Genomic DNA, 19726 nt, shown 5'->3' on the forward strand with positions numbered 1-19726 from the left:
CGGAATTCGCGGAGGTCGGTCCCGCCCACATGTGGACAGCAGACCCCAGGGTGGGTGTCGGTACCCGAGCGTATGATCGAAAGGTAGAGGAAGGGGAAATCCCATGGCGAAAGCAGCAGTCGCGGCCGTGGTCGCCGATTTCGACCCGATGATCTACGACATCATGCGTGAGACCGCCACAGAGCTCCGTGGCGGTTACATCTGGCTGTCCCGGCACGCGGACACCGAGGCTGAGCGTGAGGCCGCGAGAGAGGCTCAGATCGCCTTGTGGAAGGACGTGAACGCGGTGCGCGGGTCCGACCTGGCCACGATTAAGGCGAAGACGGTCGAGTACCGCACGCGCCTGCAGCAGCTGCGCGCGACTGCGTGAGCTGGCAGAACGTCCTCGACGCGGCAACCCTGCGCGAGATCTTCGACCGCGACATCGCCCCCACTCTCTCGGCGAGCGGCACCATCACGCTCCGCCCGACGCTCGTGCTTGTAGGCGCGCAACCCGGTGCTGGCAAGTCCCGGTCGATCGCCGACGTGCAAGACGAGTACCCCGACGCGACCGCGATCATCGGCGATGACTTCCGAGCCTTCCACCCCGACTACTGGGATCTGATGGACTCTGATCCGCTCGCGATGCCCGGCGTGACCGCGCAGGCGTCCGGTGCCTGGGTCGGGATGTCTGCGGAGCATCTCCGGCAAGAACGCCGCAGTGTCATCTTGGAGACGACCATGCGTCAGCATGACGTCGTCGCGCGCACCGCGGCCGCGTTCCGCGATTCCGGGTACCGTGCCGAAGTGCGCGCACTCGCAGTTCCCGGGGCTGTCTCGCTTCTGGGTACAGTGTCCCGATTCCTTGGTGCGGGCACAGGAGCGGACCGCAACCGCTGGACTCCCTCGGCGGCACATGCCGCCGCATACTCGGCGATGCCCGACGCTATCGAGCAGCTCGTCGCGAACTCCGCCGTCGACCGCATCACCGTCCTCACGCGGTCCCAGCAGGTTCTCTACGACCGTTCCGTTGACGAAGCCTCGGCCGGCACCGTCGCCGGAGAGGCGCGCCGCGCCGTCGACGCCGGGCGCAGCCTCAACGGAATGTCTCCCGCTGAGGGCGCCCACTGGGTCCGCGAGTACATGTCCGCGGCCGTGACGATCTCCCGCGCTCGAGACACGAGTCAGGATCTCCGCGACACGATGACCGCGCTGGCCAGCGATGCACCGGCCATCATCCACGCCTCCTACGAACCGGCAGAACGTCCGGCTGTCGTCAATGCAGTTCGCACGGCTAGTCGCAGGCTGTCCGCCCCACGCGCCGCAGAGGACACCGGCCCCTCCACCGGGCCGGTCATCTCCGGGAGCGGCGGGCCCAGGCTCGGTTGACCGACCCCCTGACGCACCTGTGGACGACCCGAGCTACGCCCGGCTCAGCTCGCCCACAGGTGGACAGCGGGACCCATCCTCACGTCCCCGAGAACCCGGCAGCGAATATCAGCTGATTCGCCAGCAGTTCTGATCGTCGCTCCGCACTTCCCCGAGCAAGGTCGTCGACGGACTCTTCACGGAGTCTCGTGACTGCCGGGAGGAGGTGTGAGATGCCCGGGAACCTACGGGCGCCCGGCGGGCGCGGCGGTCCGACGGAGCGGCCCGATGGAGCCGCGCACGCGCGGCACCCCTTTTCTTTTTGCCTTGAAGCCTGCGGCATCCTACGGTCGGCGTCCTCCACGCAAGCCCCACTACGTGGGGCCGGCTCCCCCGAGATTTTCGCCACGCGCTGCGCTTATTCCGCGGCGAAATTCTCTCCTCCCCCGCCCTCCGGGTTGCGCTCCGTCCTTCTCCCTGACGGCACGAAACGTGCCTTCAAGGCAAAAAGAACGAGGAGGAGGACCATGAACATCAACACGAGTTCCCGACACCAGGTGGCGGTCGATCGCTGCACAGGGCGGGAGCAGCCGACAGATCTTCTGGGTCTCCTCGCCGAGATGGATGCACCCCGCCGCGATTGCGGACACCTCGTCCCGATGGACAACTACGTCCACGCGGAACAGTGTCTGGGCCTCACTTGCCCCCACTGCGGCATCACCGTCCGCAACGCCTACGCCCTTGTCATCGAGCACGGTGCCCTCGACGACGGCACCATCGCACGCTTCGGCACCTGCTGGCCTCAGCGCTGGATGTTCGAACGTGTCGCCTCCTGCATGAGCTGCCACTGGCCCACCTTCGGTACCTGGCCCTGCCGCAACGAGAACTGCGCCAACGGGTGCGAAGTCTCCCACCAGGTGCACCCCTGCCCTGCGGAGGTCGCTCGCCATGTATGACCTTCTCGACCTCCTCGAAGACATCACCCGCCCCGCCTACACCGGCCCGGCCCCACTCGGTTTCACCAGCCGCTACTTCACCCCCGAGCAGCTGCTCGAGGCGCGCACGGAACTTGCGCGGATTCGCAGCGAGTGGTCGAAAGATCACCCCACCTTCGGAACGTGGATCCTCGGCATCACCACCGGATGGTGCGCCACCGCACCCGGCCACCGCCTCTGCCTCCTCCAGACAGACCTCCGCTGCCGCTGCAGCTTCCCCTACCTCGCCGCTCAGTGGGAAATGATCGGCCCCTGCTCCTGCGTCGGCGACCTCCTCTACCAAGCCAACTGCCCCGACTGCTCCTGGCACCACATCAGCAGCAACGAAAGCGAAGCCGTCATCGCCTGGCACGACCACGCCTGGCCCGGCTGGCGCGACCTCCCCACCCTCCCCGCCAAACTCCGCGGACAAGCCGGCACCCGGACCATGAAACCCGCCCTCGCCGCCTGGCTCGAAACCCACTACCCGCCCGAGTTCCGCATCGACGGAGCACCCATCCTCACTGACCGCCCCGGCCGATGCGTCCCCGGCTACAGCCCCTACGGCGGATACGACATCGCCACACCCCAGACCACCCAATGAAGAAAGGCAACACCATGGCAGAACACACCACCGGCGAGCCCAACCAGGACGCCGCAACCGCAACGCCAGCCATCTCAGACTTCGCGAACCAGATCCGCCAGGAGTCCCGAGACGTGACGGATTGGCGCGTCTACGAGAACGACGTCTTCGCCCAGGTCTTCGAGTTCCCAGAGCATCGTCGGATCCAGTTCTGGGGGGAGACCGGCTTCACCGGCGAACTCGAGGGCTACAGCTGGCAGGAACAGCTCTGGACAGGAAGCAGTTGGGCCGACTCCACCGACATCTCTGAGGATCACGTAACCCGTCACATCCACGAGCAGGAACTCCGGGAACGGCTCGAACAGTTCCGCCTCGAAGCCGAAGCAACCCGCCCCGAGAACCTCTCACCCGTCGAGGCCGCACTCGATCGAATCAGCCGACGCGCCCTGGGAACCACGGACACCCTGACAAAAGAGGTGAACCGACTCTCGAACAAGCTCAGCGAGACCGAGCAGCAGCTGCAGGACGCCGTGTCTGAGAACTCAAAGATCAAATCCGCACTCGTCACCCTCGGGCAACGCTTCCTGCCCTCACGCCACACTCCTCGCACCGCACGCGAGGACACGGGCCCGAGCACGACCCCCACGCAGACTGCTGCGCCCGGGCTCGAACTGTAGCCGACTGGTGATCTCGTCGCCGGGTCAGAATCCAACCCGGAGCATCGGCACGGCGACGAGATCCCTCACGACCCACTCGACACGAGTTCATTCAGCTGGAGACGACGGGGGATCTCGTGAGACAGCCACTCGCAGAGCCTCGGCACGAACCATGCACCCCACGAAACGTCCGCACCGCACCGCACCCTCGGTGACAAACAGGCGGCCCGCTCCCCCAGATCCCACGTTGCGCCACGGGGGCTCCCAGCCCGCACAACTACCAGCAGCCCCGGCGCGAACGTACCATAAAACACCAGTTCAAAGCATAAAAACACTAGACAGTTTCGAGCCTCTTTCGGTACAATAGAAGTACGGAAGAGACATACGGAACCAGGGAAAACACCATGACGACGATCACCATCTACGCCAAGCCCAGCTGCGTCCAGTGCAACGCCACCTACCGTGCGTTCGACGCCAAAGGCATCGCCTACGAGATCCGCGACCTGACCCAAGACCCTGCAGCGCTCGAGCAGGTCAAAGCCCTCGGCTACCTGCAGGCTCCCGTCGTCGTCACCGATGCCGGCCACTGGTCCGGGTTCCGCCCCGACAAAATCGACGAGCTCGCCGCCCGCACGGCTTGAAACCGACCATGAGCACCACCGGCCCCGCCACGTCGGAAGTCGAGCGCCCGCACATCTCATGGGCCACATACGAGTACATGCGACACGCAATCGAACGCCTCGAAGCCGAGAACGCGCAGCTCAGAGCCAACGTCGCCTACTGGGAACACCAGACCAACCACTGGTACATGAAAGCCAACTACTCCGAGACCGAACTCGAAACCATGTACCGTCGGCGCTCCCGCATCGAATTGGAGTTCACCGAAACCCAGGACACCGAAGAACAGCAGAGCGTCGCATGAGCTCGCCCACCAACCACGAGATTCGGAGCCACGATGCCTGAGCAGGAGTATGACGTGTCGGTGGAGGGAATCGCTCTGACCGTTCATCATGGTGGGGCCAGACGCTTCCGGTGGCTGGGCTGTCTTCGGTACAACGGTCATCTCAGTGAGGGGATCCCCGCTTCATACGATGCCACCGCGGGTCCGGTTTCGCACTGGATGTTGCCACGGGGCTGATCGATGCTCGATGTCAGTCCAAGGTGCTGTGCGACGGCCGCTGGGTAGCGGCTCCGCACCTGCGTGCTGAGTGCCTCGTAGAGAGCTGCCGCAGCGGGATCCTGACCACGGGTGTCGTGCGTACTGTTGAGGAGCTCACGGACCTCCGCCACTGGACGTTCGCGCCACCAGTCGTTGTCCTGGATCTGTGGGAGAAGCGCAGCGTGAGAGGAAGCTACGGGAGCATCTTCGGCGCGTTCCAGTTCGACGAGTTGTGCTGCAATCGCGTCAGCACGGGTCTGCACTTCGGTCAACAGCTCAGCGTGTTTGAAAGACTGTCCGATGCGTCTTTCGGCGTCTGCGAGGTTGAGCTCGTTGTCGACGAGGAGTTCGCGAGTGCGGTCCAGCAGGGTCGGAATTGAGGCCTGCAGGTTCTCGATTCTCGTCACGACTCCGATGCTGCCCGCGAGGACGTCGTTGCGTGTTGCTGTCGCTTCCGCGTCGGGGATGCCATCGATCGTGAACTTCACGGTCGCGTCCGTCACCCCGGGGGCGGCGAGGAGCTGCGCTTCGATCGTGAACGCCCCGATCTTCGCGATCTCCCCGAGTCGCATCGTTGTGGATCGGTAGGCGATGCGTGATTGGGCTGCCCATTGGCCGATCGCGTGCGCGGCATCGGACCGCTTCGTGTACCTGCTCCAGGAGCGTCCGTATCCGCCGTTGGAGTTCACCTCGACCGCGAACTGCTCCCCCGCCGTATTGATGACCTGGGAGGCCGCACGCTCGAGCTCGGTGATGTCGCGGCGCAGCATGATGTCGCGGCGCTGAGCGTACTCGCGGGAGCGGACCAGGTTCGACTGGGAACGGTTGTGGACGCGCTCGAGGCGCCGCAGCTTCTGCAGCTCATCGTTCGTCTGCACCTGGTCGAGGAGCAGCGGGTTTCCGGTGGCGATCGCTTTCGTCTCCGCGGCGCTGATCGCCGCATCCCCGACGTCTTCGATCTCGCGGGCATCGAGACTACCGCGCATAACCTGGGCGATGAACCGGGCCTTGCGTTCCACGGTCTGCCACATGAACGCATCGAAAGACCGCTCGACGACGTAGCGGTGGATCTCCACCTCCACGTTCTGGTTCCCCTGCCGGATCACACGCCCTTCGCGTTGCTCGACGTCGGCCGGGCGCCAAGGGCAGTCGACGTGGTGCAGCGCGATCGCGCGGGCCTGCACGTTGGTGCCCATACCCATCTTCTCGGTGGACCCGATGAGGACGGCGATGTGCCCGGCGCGAGCGGCGGTGAACAGCTGATCCTTCTCCCGGTCGTTGCGCGCCTCGTGCATGAACCGGATCGATGAGGCATCCATCCCCCGGTCGACGAGCTTCTGACGGAGGTCCTCGTAGATCGAGTACGTGCCGTCCGAGTTGGGGGTGCCGTAGTCGCTGAATACCAGTTGCAGCGCTCCCCTGATCGGCGAGGTTTCCCCGGTCTCCATGTTCGCGTATTCGCGATCGCGTGTGCGCTCCCAGATCCCGTAGACCTTCTCGGCGATGACATCGGCCTTGGTGACCCAGTTCGTGTCGGCGGGGAGCCCTGCCAGCTGTGCGTCGACGGCGGCCTTGCGTCCGTCCGTGGCGATCGCGAGCATGTTGTCCGCGCCTTCCTGCGGGCGGTGCCCCTTCGCCTCGTCGGCGCGCACCGCCAGGTGCTGGAAGAACTCCACCAGCTGGGCGCTGGGGGCGATCGTGTGCGTCGCGGCGAGGTTCTTCCCGTCCTCACGCGGCACGAGCGTCGGGACTGGGAGGTTGAGGTCCTCCTGCGTTTTCACGTCCGCGGACACGTGCCACATGCGCAGCATCTCCGGCACGTTCTGGAACTTCGCCAGACGCGACTTCATCTTCAGCCGGCCCGCGACGTCGACCTCCACGTCGGAGGCCACGGTTGCGAACGTTGCCGCCCATTCGTCGAACGTGCGGATCCCCGCCGCGTGCAACAGATCTGGTCGCAGATACCGTTGCATCGTGAACGCCTCGACGATGCTGTTGGCTAGCGGGGTCGCCGTGGCCAGGGTGCCGACCCGGTCGCCGTTGCGCTCGCGCAGCAGGCCGAGCTTCATGTGCAGGTCGGTGGCCTTCTTCGACGGGTTCGGTGCCACATCCAGCGACGTCGGCGTGAACAGGCTCTTGTACAGGTGCGCCTCGTCGACGAACAGGTAGTCGATCCCGGTCTGCTCGAATCCGATCCCCGCATCCCGGGTGATTGCGGACTGTGACTTGAGCGCCTCGGTGCGGCTCGCGATCGCCTTCTGGATCTTCTTCACGCTCGTCCCTTCGAGGCCCGCCTCCTGTGCCGCCAGCAGTGCCTCGTTGTACGCGAAGAGTTCGGTGCGGATGTACCTTTCGGTCGCCTCCGGCGACAGGGGCAGAGACTGGAATGCGGTCTGGGTGAGAACGACCGCATCCCAGTCGTTCGCCGCAGCGCGTGCGACGAACAGCCGGCGCTTGTCCTTCTCCAGATCTGCCGTACCCGCAGCGAGGATCCTGGCCTGCGGGTAGATCTGCAACCACTCCCGCGCGAACTGCTTCAGCATGTGGTTCGGGACCACCACGGCAGGCTTGTTGACCAGGCCCATCCGCTTAAGCTCCATTGCCCCCATGACCATCTCGGCGGTCTTGCCCGCCCCGACCTGGTGGAACAGGCCGACCGCGGGTTCGCTGATGACACGCGCGACCGCGGCCCGCTGGTGCGGGCGGGGACGGAACCCTTCGACCATGCCGGGGAAGGTGAGGAAGTCGCCGGCCTGGTCGTAGTTGCGCAGCACGATCGAGTTGAAGCGCCGGTTGTACTCGGCCGCCAGACGTGCGGAGCGTTCGGGATCCTCCCACACCCACTCCGCAAATCGCTCCTGGATCTCTTCCGCTTTCGCGATCGCGGCCGCGGTCGCTTCCGGATCGATCATCTTCGTGGTCCGGTCCCCGAACTCGACCTCACGTTCCACCTTGATCGGCGTCTGGTTCAGCAGCGACCGGATCAGCTCGTGAGCAGGCTTCTGCTCCGTGCCCCACGTCTCCGTCGACAGCACCCCGTACTTCGTGCCGCCCGTGACCTCCCAGGATCCCGGGAGCGGGGAGGCGACATGGAGGTGGTTGTTGCGCAGCAGCTCACGGAAGAACTGCTGATGCGTGGCCGGGTCGATCCACACCGCGGCGATGCGCGGTTCGATCTCCTCCGGCAGCATCGGTGCCGGCAACACCTTGACGAGGGCGGTCACGTTCACCCCGTACCGGTCCGGGTCGGTCTCGGCCGCGGCGCGGGCGACGTCGAGACGTTCGGCGATGTTCCCCGACAGGTACTCGGCAGCGGGAATGATCCGGTCGGAATCCTCGGGGTCGTCGTAGACCAGGTCGCCCAGTTGCTCCCTCGCCTCGGTCTCAGACGTGCCGAGCAGGTAGGCGATCGTGTCGAGCTGAACACGGCCGTGACGCTCCATGCTCAACGTGATCGCCTCGGCCGGGCTGTCGGTGCCTTCCTTGAGCGGCCGTGGGGCAATGACTCGGCCGCTCAGGATCGCCGCCTCGGTGGCGGTCTGCTCCTCGTCATCGAACAGCTCGAGCGCGAGCACCGGAGGCCCGAACGGGTCCAGCAGCATCTTGCGCGGTGCTTCCGGGGTGATCCGTGCGCCGTTGGACGCATAGCTGTACCGGTTGATCGGCCCGTACTTGCCCGCATATGCCCGGTACCGGTCGCGCAGTGTGGCACGCGCGAAGTCGATCTCGGTGGTGTCGTCGAGGGTGGAGGCTTCCAACTCGAGCAGCTGCTTTGCTAGGTCGCGCAGCTCGAGCAACAGTCGCAGCTCGGCGGTGTTCTTCTTCGCGACTTTGAGGGGGGTGAGCATCCCGTCCTCGACGGTCGCGAACCCGTCGCCGTCGAGGACGATCGACCCTTCCCAGAGAGCCTCGTCGGCCACGCGCCGCGGCGCGACGTCGACGACCGCGGCCGCGGTGCGTGGGGTGAGCAGTTGGTCGTGTGCGGTCGCGTCGGCGACGATCCCGTCGATCGCCTGCCGGAGACGTGCAGGCACTGTGTCCAGGTGGGAGGCGATGTGGAGTGTGGCGCTGCCATGCATGCCGTGACTGGCGTGCACGTCGCCGAGGATGTTCTCCGGGCGGGTGTCGAAGTAACTGTTCAGGTGCACCGTCTCCCCGTCGACGTGACGGGCAGTAACGGTCTCCCAGGTGCGGTCGCGCGGGGGGACGCCTGCCTCGCGGCGACGGAAGATGAGCAGGTCGGTGACGACCTCGGTGCCCGCGGCGCGCTTGTGCGCCCCGGTGGGCAGACGAACCGCACCAACCAGATCGGCGAGCTTGTTCATCTCCCGGCGGGCACCAGGGTTGCCGGCATCGAGAGTGAACGACGACGACAGGACGGCGACGATTCCCCCCGGGCGGGTGAGGGCCAGAGACTTCAGGATGAAGTGGTTGTGCATCGAGTGCCGGCGATCGGGATTGTGCACCGGGTCGTGCAGCTGCACGTTCGCGAACGGCACGTTCCCCACCACGGCGTCGACGAGCTGCCCTCGAAGGTTCGTGTCCACGAACGACTCCGCCCGGATATCCGCGTGCGGGTACAGGGCGGTCGCGATCGCAGCGGTGGTCGGGTCGATCTCCACACCGATCATCTCGGCCGACGCAGGTGCGAGGCCGATGAAGGTCCCAGCACCGGCGCCGGGCTCCAGCACCCGTCCCCCGTCGAAGCCGAGCCGCTCCAGCCCAGCCCAGATCTCCCGCACGTACGCCGGGTCCGTGAAGTGGGCGTTGATGGTCGTCATCGCCGCAGCGTCGTATGCTTCATGGCCGAGCAGCCGGAGCAGCTCGACGCGCTCGGCATCCCAGTTGTCTTTGCGGAGGTCGAACACGTCCGGGACGGCACCCCAGGATCCGTACCGTGCCAGCACGGCCTGCTCCGCGGCCGTTGCCGCACGGTCCTCTACGGCGAGGGCGTTCGCGAGGCGGATCGCGGTGACGTTCGCCTCGTAGCGGGCCTTCGCGCCCGAGGGTGCGAGATCCTCTTGAGAGCCGGGGGTGAACCGGGGTGCGGTTAGAAGCGGGGCAGTCCCTGTGCCACGCGCTGCGTCGCCTGGTAGTAGTCCGCTCCGTCCGACGGCGCGTCCCAGGCCGCCTCCCGCGTCGCGATTGCCAGCGACTCCCACTGCCCCCGAAGCAGCGTCGTGATCGCGGCGTCGGCCGACGCCGGCGTCTGCCATGTCGCCACGTCCGTCCCCTCGACCGGGGTCGGCTGCAGGCACTGCTCGGCCAGATGCGTGGGAAGGCCCGCCCGTTCCAGGTCGGACAGCAACCAGGTCTTCGTCGACGTCGCGTCGGCTGTCTGCGCCGTCTCGTCCTCCGGAGTCTCCGGCGTCCGGTCCTCGATCTCGTCCATCGCCCTGTGGAACTCGCGCAGCAGCACCCTGAACGGGTGCCCGCCCTGCCAGATCTCGAACCGGTGCTCCCAGTCGTCCTGATCGACCGGACGCGGCAGGTCCGCCATCGCGATCTCCGTCGCCCGCGTCCGGGCGTTGTTGATCCGCCCGACCTTCTCCAAGTACGACTCCCCTGCCGGATCGGTGCCCGACAGCATGCGGACCAGCTCCGGGTCGGTACGGGGAGTCATCTCTACTCGACCGCTCCGGAAGAGCTTCTCCATCTCGGTCTGTGCTTCCGGTGTGGTCGACAACGCCCACTGCTCGTGGTTGTGCGGATCGTGCTGGGTCATGGTCGCGTCCTTCCTCCGATGACTGCCCGGCGCTGAAGTCCAGCAGTCCGGCAAGCTCGCGCTCCCGCTCGGTCGGCGGGGCGGTCCGTGTGGCCTCCACCGTGGCGTCGGCTTCCGAATCGGAGAGCCCCCACAGGTCGAGTTCTGGCTGCTGCCAATCGGTGCCGGTGGTGCGGCGGGTACGTCGGGCCATCATTCCTCGCGTTCAGGAAGAGAGATGCGGCCACAACACCCGACTGCAGGACGCCCTCCCCTGTGTGGGGGACGACGAACCGAGATCCGGAGACGACAAGGCAAGGAACACGCGCGAAATCACAACCAGCCCCCAGAACACAACTGATCGACAGATCCGAAGACCCAGCAACCCAGCTCCGACGACTAGCCATACCCAGCACGCTAGCAGTCCCACACGAAGAAACAGAACTTGATGCACGCAGGCACTATGAGTGAAAGGCCGCTACGCTGGCCTTATGCGGGGTGGTGTTGCACGGTGGAAAAAGGGCGTCGGAGTCTCCGGCGTGACCTCCGCAGCCGCCTACGCTTTCGGTGGTGCCTGCGACGCCGGGCACGATCGCGAAGTCGACAGCACCCAGGGCACGATCGCCGCGGCGCGCTACGCCGGCGCGACCGTGGACCGGTTCGTCGTCACCGATGCGGGCATCGCCCTGGATCGGCTCAACGTCGACGAGCTGCAGACCTGGTTCTCCGGTTCCGACCCGGATACCGGGGAACGCCGCGGCCGCGACCTCTCCTCCCCCGCCACCGACCTGGTGTTCGATGCCACGATCAACGCCCCGAAGAGTTTCAGCCTCGCCGCGGTCCTCGACCCCGAACTTAACGACGCCTACGAGGCGCTGCAGGACCGGCTCCGGGACCGGATCATCACGATGTGGCGGGAAGAGCTCAATAGCCGCCGCGGTCAGGCCGGCCGGGAACGCATGGACCTCGCGCAGATCGAAGTCGTTGAGCTGCGCCACGAACGCTCCCGCGCCCTCGACGCACACAAGCACCGCCATCTGTGGTTGAACGCGAAGGTTCTCGGCGTCGACGGGAAGTGGTCATCGATCGACTCCCGGGTGATGCTCCGGTTCCAGAACGTGGTCAACGCGGAAGGGGAACTGGCCGCACGGACAGACCCCGAGTGGGTGGCCGCCCTCGCCGCGAAGGGCTACACGATCGGCGACGACGGCGAGATCGAACAGTTGGCCACGGTTGTCCGGCCACTGTCGCGTCGGTCGAACCAGATCGAGGCCAACAAGGCTGTCCGCCTGGCCGCGTGGCGGGCAGAGAATCCCGGCCAGGAACCGGACCGCGACGTCCTCACGGCCATTGACCGGTGGGCATGGGCGCACCAACGCCCGGACAAGCCTGGCCACGTCGACGAGGACGAATGGCTCGACACCGTCCGCCGCGAGATCGCGGACATCGACCCTGCGGCCGTCGCCGCCGGCGGACGTCCGCCCGCACCGGTCACGTCGGTGGCGATCGCGGACATTGACCGGGACGACCTCGCTGCCCGAGCGGTCGCGGACGCGGACAACCGCGCAGCCGGAACTGGCGGCCGGTTCAGCGACTTCGACCTCCGTGCAGGGGTTGTCCGTGCGTTGGCCGCAGCCGGCGTTGTCGCTGACCGGGCGCAGCTGACCGAGCTGATCGAGGACGTGACCGCGCGTGCAGCCACGGGATCCACCGTCCAGGTCGTAGAGGACCCGGACATGCCCGGTCACGTCAAGCACCGGATGGCCACCCGCACAGCCGGGGCGAAGCTCGCCCTCGCGGACACCTTCGAGAAACTGTCCGCCCCCGGTGAGGTCATCCCCTCGGACACCGTGGCCGAGGTCGCCGCGGCCACCCTCCCGGCCGGGCGCACCCTCGATGCGGGCCAGGCCGACGCGGCCGCAGCGATCGCGGGCACGGACCGACTCGTGACCGTGACCGGCCCCGCCGGTACGGGCAAGACCACCATGCTGCAAGTGGCACGTCGACTGCTCGAGAACCAAGGACGACGCATGGTCGTCGTCGCACCGACGAAAAAGGCCGCCAGCGTGGCGGGCCGAGAGACCGGCGCGAAAGCATCGAGTCTGCACGGCCTGCTCCTGGACTGGGGGTTCCGGTGGGAAGACTCCCCCACCGGCCAGGTATGGACCCGACTCGTGCCCGGCCAGATTGACCCTGTCACGGGGACTGAGTACACCGGCCCGCGACGGTTCCCGCTCGAGCGGGGCGACCGGATCGTCGTCGACGAGGCCGGCATGGTCGACCTGCACACCGCCAACGCCCTCGCCGCGATCACGCGCGACACCGGCGTCGGGATCGCGATGGTCGGCGATCATCTCCAAGCCCTCCCGGTCGGACACTCCGGAGCCATGTCGCTGATGCGTACCCGTTCCACCGCGGTCGTGGAACTCTCGTCCGTACACCGCTTCCTCACCACCGACGAAAACGGTCAACCCACGAAAGACACTGCCTGGGCCGAGCTGTCGCTTCGGGTGCGTGATCCCGGCACGAACGCGAACACTGTCGCGCACGAGATCATCGAGACCGGCCACGCTGTCGTCGTCACCACCGACCACGACGCCCGCGCACACATGGTCGAGGCGTGGCTGAGTGGACATGCGGCTGGGGAACGCATCGCACTCGTGACCGCGACGCACGAGGAATCGCAGACCATCAGCGAGACCATCCAAGCCCGCCGCATCCAGGCCGGCCACTTGGACATCACTCGCCCCGTCGGACTGCAGGGCGGTCAGGTCGCCTACATCGGCGACATCATCCAAACCCGGCGCAATCACCGCTACCACGACGTCGAGAACCGGCAGCAGTGGACGATCAGCGACGTCACCACCACCCGCGATGGCACAGTGCTGACCGCGCGGCTGGTCTCCGTCGAGGATCCCGGCATGACCCGCGACGTCGACGGCGACTACCTGACCGACCACGCGCACCTCTCCTACGCTGCGACAGTGCACGGCGTGCAGGGAGAGACCACAGACCGGGCGCTCGTCGGGCCCGGCGTCGACGCCGCCGGCCTCTACGTCGGGCTGACCCGTGGGCGGCTCCACAACGCTGCGATTCTCGTAGCGGACAGCAACCGAGAGGCCCGCGCGCAGCTCGTCGAGACCATGCAGCGCGGTCGCATCGAAGCGACCCTGGACGATGCGCGCACCGCCGCACGTCTGGAGCTCTCTCGCGCAGCCCGCCGCGCTGACACGCCCGTGACCGATGACGGGACGCCGGCACCGTGGCATGACCGCACGGCCCGCCCCCTGGGAACCTGGGCGCGGATCGACGAGCTCCTTGCCGATGCCGTCGACCAGGAGAAGAGCCTCTACGAACAGATCGCCCGTCTCGGCGACACCATCAGCGTCGACCAGGACGCCCTCGACGAACTGAACGTTAAGATCGCCACCTGGGACGCGGTCAGCCACGCCATCGCGATCAGCGACCACGACAACGCGCCGGCCCCTCTCCTGCTCCCGGCGAAGGACGCCCTGGATGCGCGACTCGCGGCCGCCCGAGCGGAGCGCGCCGATCTGTCGCGTGCGTACGGGAAGATCACCCGTCGCATTAACGACCTGCAGCGCGAGAGCGCGATCCGTGAACGCCTCGGCCCCGATGTCACCGCCTACGAGGACGACGCCCGCCGTCGCGCCATCCGCACACGCTTCGCGAACGAGATCCCCGCCTGGGACGACCGCGCCCGCCGTCCCCTCGGAAAGGTCACTGCGCTGGGTGCGAAGGCGATCGCGACGAAGAACGAACTCGACGAGGTCGCAGGAGAGCGCGATCGCCGAGCCGAGAAGATCGCTGCCGTGCAGACGATGCTGCGTACCGACGCCGGACCTGATGGGATCGCCCTCACCCCCGAACACCGCGAACGCATCACCGCCCTCCTCGAAGACGCACAGGCCGGTTACGACCAGGTTGTCGACCGCCACACGAAACTCACCCGTCTCGCCCAAGCGGTCGCGCGGGAGCACTCTTTCCGTGAACAACTGGCTGCAGACGCTGCAGCGAACGCCGCCCGTGTCGAGTCTCTGACCGCCCTGCTCGAGGTCGGCATCGACGCGGACGGTGACATCCTCGACATCGAAACCCGGGTGCAGCTCGCGAAGGAACTCCAGACACTCTCCGCACAGCCCGACCGCGCCGCGGCCGAGACACAGGCGCGTCACGCGCCCCGACGGGCCGCGGCGACGGAAGCTCCCGAGCCCGTCTCGTCGCCCGACCGCCCGACAGGCCCCTCGCTGGGCTGAGTGCAACGGCGAGGACCGTGAAGGGCTATGCCTCGGTTCCGCCTTCGTCAGATTTCTACTGCATCGTCAACGGTGAGCGACAAGGTATCGAGCGTGTCTTCCGTGAACGATCCGTTCAGCGTGAAGCGGACCTCTCGCCGAGCTCCGGCCCGGAACACGTGGTCATTCCAGTCCTCGAGGAGAGACAGCCCATCTTCATCGTCGGATACGAAGTAGTCGCTCTTGTCGATGAAGCCGTCGAAGCTGCATTCGGTTTCCACCGTCACCCGGATCGTCAGGTCTTTGCCGACCCGGTAGATATCGGACTGAATCGAATTCTCGTCGATCATGATCTCGTCGAATGCAGCGCCGTCCAGCCCGACATTGATCGGCACGGAATACAGTCCGTCCCCTTCGTAGACGCCGAGTGCGTCAGAGACCTCCTGACCGACCAGCTCGGAGAGGGCGAAGTCGATCAGTTCCAGTAGACGCGTCGGTGTGAAGGTCTCTTCGAGGACGCGGAATCGCTTCACGATGAGATCAAGCTCGGTGTGCTCGAGTAGCGCTTTGATTGAAGGCAGTACGTCGAACCGCTGGGAGGGGTGAAGCTCGGCTCGGAGATCGGGGTGCAGCGGACCGTTCTCCTTGATGCAAAAGTCCGTGTGATTGTCAGTGACGAAGACGACCAAGTTCGCTGGATCCGCCAGGCCGCTGCAGAGCTGCTTGATTGTCTCCCACGTCAAAGCGTCGCGGAAGCCCTTTCCGGTGCGAACAAACGGCTTCCTGACGTCGAGGTCTTTGTGCATGAGATCGACGACGGAGACCTGCGGTGGCGGAATGATCTCGACTCTCTTGCCCATGAGGTGCGCCGAGACGTGGTCATAGAACACTGACCGATCGAGGGACGTCACGTCGACGACTAGCGGCTCGTGCCCGACGTCGCGGAGTGCCGCGTTGAGTTTCCCGACGGATCGGCCAATGCCGGCTGTCGCTGACTCGACCTCCTCGGCCCACTGCCTCGAAAGCTCCAGCAACACCACCTCGGGCACCACAAGCCTGATCTCACCGATCTTTGCCAGCGCGAGGAGCAACGTGACGTTCGCTCCAGCGAGCGAGTTTCGCCCGTGAAGAGCGGTGCTGTCGAGGACAATGACCGGAAGCATCCCGCCAGACTACTGGCCGGACAAAACAGCACCCGAGCCGATCCAAGTCCCCTTTCGTGCAGCCGCAGCAGATGCCGAAGGGGCGTATGGATCCCACGAATCCATACGCCCCTTCGTGCTCAACCCCGGGTTAGCGGGGGATGTTGGCCACCTCCCACCCCGCATCAGGAACCGCGACCGGACCCGTGGCCTCGGCAGCCGGCGTCGACCACGCCTCCGCGCTCAGTGCCGGCTTCTGGGCCTTCGCGTTCGGCTGCACCTGCGCCGTCGCGAATTTCAGCGACGGCGCAACGGTTGAGGCCACGATCTGCGTGCCCTGACGCCGCTGACCGTCCTTCTCATAGGACGTGAAGTGCAGGTCGCCGGAAACGACCACGGCATTGCCCTCCCGCAGCGACGCCTTGACGTTCTCCGCCAGGCGGCCGAACACGACCGTGTTGTGGAAGATCGGTTCACCGACGTCTTCCCATTCCTTCGTCTGGTCGTTGAACCGGCGATCGTTCTCAACGACCAGGAGACGCGCGTAGGGGCGGCCATCCTTCTCACCGAGCTCCGGATCCTTGCCGAGGTTCCCCTCGACGGTGATCGGTACTTTCACAGCCATGTCGATCCATCCATTTCTGTCACGACGTCCCCTCCTGGGACGCACTTGCCGAACCTTGTCCCGAACGCGTGCTTTCGACGATCATCGAGTCGAAGACGAGGTGCGCCTGTCGCGAGCCGACGATTATCAGGGGAATCGAGCGATGATCTTCTTTCCCTCGCCCTTCTTCTCCTCTTCGAAGGTGACGACGCAGCGGAAGCGCTTGCCCTTCTTGCTGACGAAATCAGTGGCCTCAACGGCCTCACCAGTCATGAGCTGCTTGAGCTCCGCGGCCGTGAACGTGTGCGAACACCACTGCCGGGGCGGTAGTGCCGCGCCTGTGGCGTCGCGCCTGCCGAATCCCTGCTTGGCGAAGCCGACGAATGTGCGGCCCTTGTGCTGCTGCTCGGCGAGGGCGCCGAACACGTCGTAGGTCGTACCTTGTGCGCTGCGGGCGTTGAACTCGATCGTCTCGCCGGCGAGAAGACGGGCCACTTCGTCGTCGGTGAATCGATGTCCTCCCCACTCCCGTGCGAAGCTCACCTCGCATCCCTGCCAGGTGCCGGCCGTCTTCTCGCGCTCTGGGGCTACGCCCTTCTTCCTTCCGAGGGCGGCAGCGTTCGCCGTCATCGTCGCGATATCCTCCCGGACCCACTCGGCCACCACGGTGAGGCGCTCTTCGGCGGTCGCGGTGCCGGCGGCGATCTCTCGCATGTCGGCGTAGACCTTCTCGGTGAGCGTGAGATCTCCGATGCGGGTTCCGTGCAGCAGTCGCCAGCTGATCGCCCCGGCCGCCGCGAGAGTCACCTTCCGGCCTTGCGCCTCGAGCAGAGGGTGCGCGGTGGCTGTGTTGGTGACGTCGCTGTATGTCGACGTGCGTGTGGCGCCGGTGCCGACGTCTCGCTTGTCGAGCTGCTTCATCAGCCAGCTCATGCTCGGATGCTCCGGCCGCTTGTTCGCGCCCTCGAAGACGAACGGTGCGGCGGATGTACCGAGCCCGGCCGTGCTGTCCGTGATGCCGCCGTCGTCTGACGCGGAGTCGTCCTTGGTCTCCTTGCCGGCGTCGGGGTCGAACACGACCTTCCACCCGGAGGTCTGAGGGACGTTCGCGATGCCCACGAACTCCGGGTAGGTCTGCAGGTGCCCCTTCTGCTGCTCGTACGCATAGTCGTCGGCGAGCATCGCGAGGTAGTTGCGTGCCAGCACCTCGTAGATCTTTCGACCGGTCTGTCCGAACTGCCCGGCGACGTCGTCAAGCGATGCGGGGACGTTCGGGCCGGGACGGTTCGCTCCATGCGCCCCCTGCGCCTTCACGTGGGTTGCTCGAGGAACACGCCGCGTGAGGATGCCGGGGTCGACGTCGACGACCGCAGCGATCTTGTTGATGAGCGGGGCGAGTTCGGCGAACTGCTCCGGGGTGATGGTCTTGTCTTCGGTGCGCGGGTACGACACCACCTGCGCTTCATACATCCGCTGGTAGATCTCCAGCACCTGCTTCGCGGTCGTGCCGTTGCCCACGAGCATCGCGGACAGCGCCGCCAGGTCGAGCAGCTTCGGCGGAGCCGTGTACTTCACTGTCGTGTCGTCGATGACCACCGGTGCCGCTGCGTACTGCTGCGGCACGAGCGCCCGATCCTCGAATCGGGGCTCCTTCTGATTCGTGTACGTGACGCCGTTCTCATCCCGGAACCTGCTCTGGAAATAGGGGCGCTTGACGTACTCAAGGTGCGCTTTCAGCTGGTCACCGACGAGCGTCACCATCGCCGATTTCAGCCGGCCCTGCCGCAGCACCACGTCGCGGCCGGTGCCGCGGGCGAGGACGGTCGCACACCGGGTCCACTGCATCGACAGGAAGTCGAACTTGGACCGGTACACGGCCTTCTTGTACTCGTCAAAGTCCTCCAACGAGAGGATCGGACGGCGCTCGGTGAACGCGCGTTGCAGAGAGGGTGCTGCCTCATCGGTGAAGTACATGCGCGACCACGACGTCGGGCGAAGGTCGAGTTCCCGGAAGGCATTCACGGCGATCATGCCGCCCTCACCCGAGGGGTCGACGTCGGTGGCGATCACGAGCTCATCGCACTCCGCGAGAGTCCGTTTCACTTCGCGGGCCACGGGCTCCGCGTCAGCATCCGCCTCGAGCTGCCAGGTGAAGTCGTCCGGCGCCCACGGCAGATGGGCGAGATCCCACGCCTTGTACTGTGCCTGCAAAGCGGGATCCCGGACCATACGGTGCGGGTCGACGAACTCGTACAGGTGCCCGCGCGCATGGGCGATCACGAACTCTTCGCCGTTGAAATGGCCGCGGGTTCCGCCGAGGGCGGCGGCCAGGTGACGTGCCGCGGACGGCTTCTCGGTGAGGATCCCAACAACCATTTCGACTCCTGATCACTCTGTGCCCGTCACAGTGACGGGCTGGAGGATCTTGGGGGCGACGGTCGGAAACGACGATCAGAAGACCGTGGGTGCCTTTGGCATGCTTCGCTCCAGATCGGGACGGTGCTCCCCTGCGCAGCGTTCCTTGTTCAGCGGTGATCGGGTCTGCGCGAGTGCGTACCGTTCGTGCCAACCGATCGGCCCCCACCCACCGTCGGCGGCATCGAACGCGACCAGCCAGGCGGTGTGAAGCGCTGAGAGTTCCTCGATGTACTCGGAGTGCTCCCACCAGCAGTCGGGGATCACCTTGGCCTTCACCTGGTACCGAGGGATCAGCCAGTCGTGCACCCATGAGACCAATTCGCGGCACGCGTCCGGGCGGTCTTCGTCGTTGATCTCGCGCCAGTTGATCGTCAACTGCGGATTCAGCGGTGTGGTGCCGTGGCGGTCGGCGAGAGCCTGGTCGGAGAAGTCCGGATCCTCTCCGAGTTTTGCGACCAGGTCGTCCAGGCTCATGCCCTCATCGAATGCGGGTGCGTCGTCGTCGATCATCGAAGACCGCCCAGGTATCCGATGATCTTGTTCCGCAGACGTGCGATCACCCGCTCGTTCGCCACCCGCCGGGTGATCGCCGCGCCGGATGCGGGGTCGTTGTCGAGCGCCTGGTGCACCCACTCGTGGCAGCGGGGGTGCAGACACACCAGATCTTCGTGCTTCTCTCCCGCCACCCAGCGCCCGTTCGGAAGCTGCTGGACACCGGTGTAGTCCAGGTGGTGCAGCTCGAGTTCACGTTTGCGGGAGGGCTTCATGCACACCCCGCATTCGAGCTTCCCGGCTCTGGCCAGCTCGAGCGCGAACCACTGGTCCCGTCGCCGGAACCAGGCTGTCGAGGTGAGGTAGTCGGTCACGTATCTTCTTCCTGCTC

The 19726-nt window shown here is 66.1% G+C and carries 15 protein-coding genes; 8 read left to right on the forward strand and 7 right to left on the reverse strand.

Annotated elements, in window-relative coordinates:
• Nucleotides 1–103: 103 nt before the first annotated feature.
• The 7 genes from ACFC14_RS18715 to ACFC14_RS18745 all read left to right on the forward strand — a co-directional run bounded on the left by ACFC14_RS18715 (nucleotide 104) and on the right by ACFC14_RS18745 (nucleotide 4482).
• A complete protein-coding gene (locus ACFC14_RS18715; protein ID WP_376108069.1) occupies nucleotides 104–370 on the forward strand; it encodes a hypothetical protein in 267 nt (88 codons plus the stop codon).
• Nucleotides 367–1368: a zeta toxin family protein gene (locus ACFC14_RS18720; RefSeq protein ID WP_376108072.1), complete on the forward strand. Its 1002-nt coding sequence runs from the start codon at nucleotides 367–369 to the stop codon at nucleotides 1366–1368. The genes ACFC14_RS18715 and ACFC14_RS18720 overlap by 4 nt, the downstream gene beginning before the upstream one ends.
• A 506-nt stretch (nucleotides 1369–1874) precedes the next feature.
• Nucleotides 1875–2303 (forward strand): hypothetical protein, encoded by a 429-nt coding sequence (locus ACFC14_RS18725; RefSeq protein ID WP_376108074.1) that lies wholly within the window; start codon nucleotides 1875–1877, stop codon nucleotides 2301–2303.
• Nucleotides 2296–2925: a DUF6349 family protein gene (locus ACFC14_RS18730; protein WP_376108077.1), complete on the forward strand. Its 630-nt coding sequence runs from the start codon at nucleotides 2296–2298 to the stop codon at nucleotides 2923–2925. The genes ACFC14_RS18725 and ACFC14_RS18730 overlap by 8 nt, the downstream gene beginning before the upstream one ends.
• A 14-nt stretch (nucleotides 2926–2939) precedes the next feature.
• Entirely contained in the window at nucleotides 2940–3581 is a 642-nt protein-coding gene (locus ACFC14_RS18735) for a hypothetical protein (protein WP_376108080.1), read from the forward strand.
• A 383-nt stretch (nucleotides 3582–3964) separates the two neighbouring features.
• Nucleotides 3965–4201 carry a glutaredoxin-like protein NrdH gene (gene nrdH, locus ACFC14_RS18740; protein ID WP_376108083.1) on the forward strand — a complete coding sequence of 79 codons (237 nt, stop codon included), beginning with the start codon at nucleotides 3965–3967 and terminating at the stop codon, nucleotides 4199–4201.
• Nucleotides 4202–4209: 8 nt separating this feature from the next.
• Nucleotides 4210–4482, forward strand: coding sequence for a hypothetical protein (locus tag ACFC14_RS18745; RefSeq protein WP_376108086.1), 273 nt, complete (start codon nucleotides 4210–4212; stop codon nucleotides 4480–4482).
• 137 nt (nucleotides 4483–4619) lie between these two features.
• Here the strand turns inward: ACFC14_RS18745 and ACFC14_RS18750 are convergent, their stop codons facing one another.
• Entirely contained in the window at nucleotides 4620–9626 is a 5007-nt protein-coding gene (locus ACFC14_RS18750; protein ID WP_376108088.1) for a helicase-related protein, read from the reverse strand.
• A 143-nt stretch (nucleotides 9627–9769) separates the two neighbouring features.
• Nucleotides 9770–10444 carry a hypothetical protein gene (locus tag ACFC14_RS18755; RefSeq protein ID WP_376108091.1) on the reverse strand — a complete coding sequence of 225 codons (675 nt, stop codon included), beginning with the start codon at nucleotides 10442–10444 and terminating at the stop codon, nucleotides 9770–9772.
• Between the two features lie 518 nt (nucleotides 10445–10962).
• Here ACFC14_RS18755 and ACFC14_RS18760 point away from each other — a divergent pair.
• The gene (locus ACFC14_RS18760) at nucleotides 10963–14700 is read left to right on the forward strand and encodes an AAA family ATPase (RefSeq protein ID WP_376108094.1); all 3738 of its coding nucleotides are present in this window, start codon (nucleotides 10963–10965) and stop codon (nucleotides 14698–14700) included.
• 47 nt (nucleotides 14701–14747) lie between these two features.
• Here the strand turns inward: ACFC14_RS18760 and ACFC14_RS18765 are convergent, their stop codons facing one another.
• From ACFC14_RS18765 to ACFC14_RS18785, 5 genes are all read right to left on the reverse strand, one after another.
• The gene (locus ACFC14_RS18765) at nucleotides 14748–15842 is read right to left on the reverse strand and encodes a PIN domain-containing protein (protein ID WP_376108097.1); all 1095 of its coding nucleotides are present in this window, start codon (nucleotides 15840–15842) and stop codon (nucleotides 14748–14750) included.
• A 130-nt stretch (nucleotides 15843–15972) separates the two neighbouring features.
• Entirely contained in the window at nucleotides 15973–16446 is a 474-nt protein-coding gene (locus ACFC14_RS18770; RefSeq protein ID WP_376108100.1) for a single-stranded DNA-binding protein, read from the reverse strand.
• A gap of 126 nt (nucleotides 16447–16572) precedes the next feature.
• Complete coding sequence (locus ACFC14_RS18775) at nucleotides 16573–18801, reverse strand: DNA topoisomerase (protein WP_376108103.1); 2229 nt, start codon at nucleotides 18799–18801, stop codon at nucleotides 16573–16575.
• 75 nt (nucleotides 18802–18876) lie between these two features.
• Nucleotides 18877–19353 (reverse strand): DUF4913 domain-containing protein, encoded by a 477-nt coding sequence (locus ACFC14_RS18780; RefSeq protein WP_376108106.1) that lies wholly within the window; start codon nucleotides 19351–19353, stop codon nucleotides 18877–18879.
• Entirely contained in the window at nucleotides 19350–19709 is a 360-nt protein-coding gene (locus tag ACFC14_RS18785) for a hypothetical protein (protein WP_376108108.1), read from the reverse strand. Before ACFC14_RS18785 ends, ACFC14_RS18780 begins: the two co-directional genes overlap by 4 nt.
• Nucleotides 19710–19726 lie beyond the last annotated feature (17 nt).

The sequence above is a fragment of the Microbacterium sp. NPDC055988 genome, assembly GCF_042269505.1.
GTDB lineage: Bacteria > Actinomycetota > Actinomycetes > Actinomycetales > Microbacteriaceae > Microbacterium.